General features: G+C 70.9%; 2 protein-coding genes. Both read right to left on the reverse strand.

The features are described 5' to 3' along the window. Window positions 1–663 (reverse strand): beta-galactosidase (locus tag AB0G02_RS34855; RefSeq protein WP_360803084.1); only part of this gene is annotated, 663 nt, incomplete at its 3' end. Next, window positions 660–2595, reverse strand: a 1936-nt coding sequence (gene yicI / locus AB0G02_RS34860) for an alpha-xylosidase (RefSeq protein WP_360803087.1), incomplete at its 5' end; no start/stop codon positions are given. The genes yicI and AB0G02_RS34855, both read right to left, overlap by 4 nt.

The following is a 2595-nucleotide window of genomic DNA, read 5'->3' on the forward strand; positions in this document are numbered from 1 at the left end:
CGGCACGTCGATGCCGGCCGCCCTGGCCTGGTCCTGGAGGTCCCGCATGTAGGCCGGGTCGACGTTGACGGCGTACTCGTTCTCCACGTTGTACGCGATCACCGAGCCGCCGCGCGACACCTGGTGGCGGGCGATGATCGGGTTGAGGTGGCTGAGCCAGTCGCGGTAGGCGGCGGTGTAGCCGGGGTCGCTGGAGCGGGCCCGTCCCGGCACCGTCTTCAGCCACGCCGGGAAGCCGCCGCCGCTGGTCTCCGCGTTGATGTACGGCCCCGGCCGGGCCACCACGTACAGGCCCAGCTCGTCCGCGATGCCGAGCAGCCGGTCCACGTCCCGCACGCCGGTGAAGTCGTAGACGCCCGGCGCGGGCGAGTGGTAGCCCCAGTGGAAGTACAGGGACACGCCGCTGAACCCGGCGGCCCTGATCTTCTCCAGCACGTCGCGCCACAGCTCCGGGCTGGGCAGCCGGAAGTAGTGGAACTCCCCCGACCACAGCATGACCCGCTCACCGTCCACGGTCAGCGAGTACCGGTCGTAGGAGACCTGGTGCCGGCGGGAGTCCGACACCGCGGAACCGGGATCCGGGCCGGGCGACGGCGCCGCGGCCACCGGTGCGGTCGCGGTGAGCGAGCCCAGCAGCACGAGCGCGGCCGCCAACAGCCTCATCGGACGCCTCGCAGGGTCAGGGTGCCCCCCTCGGCGCTGACGAGCAGCCCGTCGGGGTCGGTGCCCACCGAACCGCCGTCCACCGAGTCGACCGACTCGGCGCCCACGACCAGCAGCCGCCACGTCGACGGCGCACCGTCGGCCTCGACGCGGATCTCGTCGTCGCGGCGGTGGGTGCGGAAGGTCGTGTCACCGACCACCGTCACGTGGTCGCCGTCGGCCAGTCGGTAGGCCCGCAGCGTGACGCCCTCGGCGTAGTCGTAGTCGGGCCGGTCGTCCACCGCGCCGACGGGCAGCACGGTGTTCGGCCGCACGAGCACCGGCGCGGTGAGGAAGTCGCAGCGGTCGTGGACCCAGCGCGGGCCCTGGGTGGTCTCGCCGGTCAGCAGGTGGGTCCAGGTGCCCTCGGGGACGTAGTACGACACGTCGCCGTCGTCGGAGAACACCGGTGCGACCAGCAGGTCGTCACCGAGCATGTACTGGCGTTCGAGGTGGGCGCAGCCGGGGTCGTCCGGGAACTCCACCACCATCGCCCGCATCATCGGCACACCCTCGGCGCTGGCCTGCCGCGCCGCCTGGTGCAGGTACGGCATCAGCCGCAGCTTCAGCTTGACGAACCGCCGCAGCACGTCGACGGACTCCTCGTCGAACAGCCACGGCACGCGGTAGGAGGAGCTGCCGTGCAGCCGGCTGTGCGAGGACAGCAGGCCGAACGCGATCCACCGCTTGAACAGCGCCGCCGACGGCGTGCCCTCGAAGCCGCCGATGTCGTGGCTCCAGTAGCCGAAGCCGGACAGGCCCAGCGACAACCCGCCGCGCAGGCTCTCCGCCATCGACTCGTAGGTGGCCTCGCAGTCGCCGCCCCAGTGCACCGGGAACTGCTGCGAGCCGGCCGTGGCGGAGCGGGCGAACACCACCGCGTCACCGTCGCCGCGCCGCTTGCGCAGCACCTCGAACACCGTCCGGTTGTACAGGTGGGTGTAGAGGTTGTGCATCCGCTCGGGGTCGGAGCCGTCGTGGTAGACCACGTCGGTCGGCACGCGCTCGCCGAAGTCGGTCTTGAAGCAGTCGACGCCCTGGGCCAGCAGGGCGTCCAGCTTGGCCGAGTACCAGGCGCGGGCGGCCGGGTTGGTGAAGTCCACCAGCGCCATGCCGGGCTGCCACAGGTCCCACTGCCACACGTCGCCGTTCGGCCTGCGCAGCAGGTAGCCTCCTGCCTTGCCCTCCGCGAACAGCGGCGACCGCTGCGCGATGTAGGGGTTGATCCACACCGAGACGCGCAGGCCGCGCGCGCGGAGCCGCTCCAGCATCCCGACCGGGTCGGGGAAGGTGCGCGGGTCCCACTCGAAGTCGCACCAGTGGAACTCGCGCATCCAGAAGCAGTCGAAGTGGAACACGCTCAGCGGCAGGTCGCGCTCCAGCATGCCGTCGATGAACCCCGACACCGTCTGCTCGTCGTAGGACGTGGTGAACGAGGTCGACAGCCACAGGCCGAACGACCAGGCGGGCGGCAGCGCGGGCCGTCCGGTGAGCGCGGTGTACTTGCGCAGGATCTCCCTGGGCGTCGGCCCGTAGATCAGGAAGTACTCCAGCGACTGGCCCTCGACGCTGAACTGGACCTTCGACACCGCTTCCGAGCCGACCTCGAACGAGACGTGCCCGGGGTGGTTGACGAAGACGCCGTAGCCCGCGTTGGTCAGGAAGAACGGGACGTTCTTGTAGGCCTGCTCGCTGCTCGTGCCGCCGTCGGCGTTCCAGATGTCCACCGTCTGGCCGTTCTTGACCAGCGGTCCGAACCGCTCGCCCAGCCCGTAGACGGTGTCACCGACGCCGATGGTCAACTGCTCGCGAACGTGGTGCGTGCCGTCCGCGGTCATGAAGCCGATGCCCTTGGCGCCGCTGCTGGTCAGCGCGCGGCCGTCGGCGGTGAAG

The organism is Actinosynnema sp. NPDC023658, assembly GCF_040639995.1.
Taxonomy (GTDB): Bacteria; Actinomycetota; Actinomycetes; order Mycobacteriales; family Pseudonocardiaceae; genus Actinosynnema.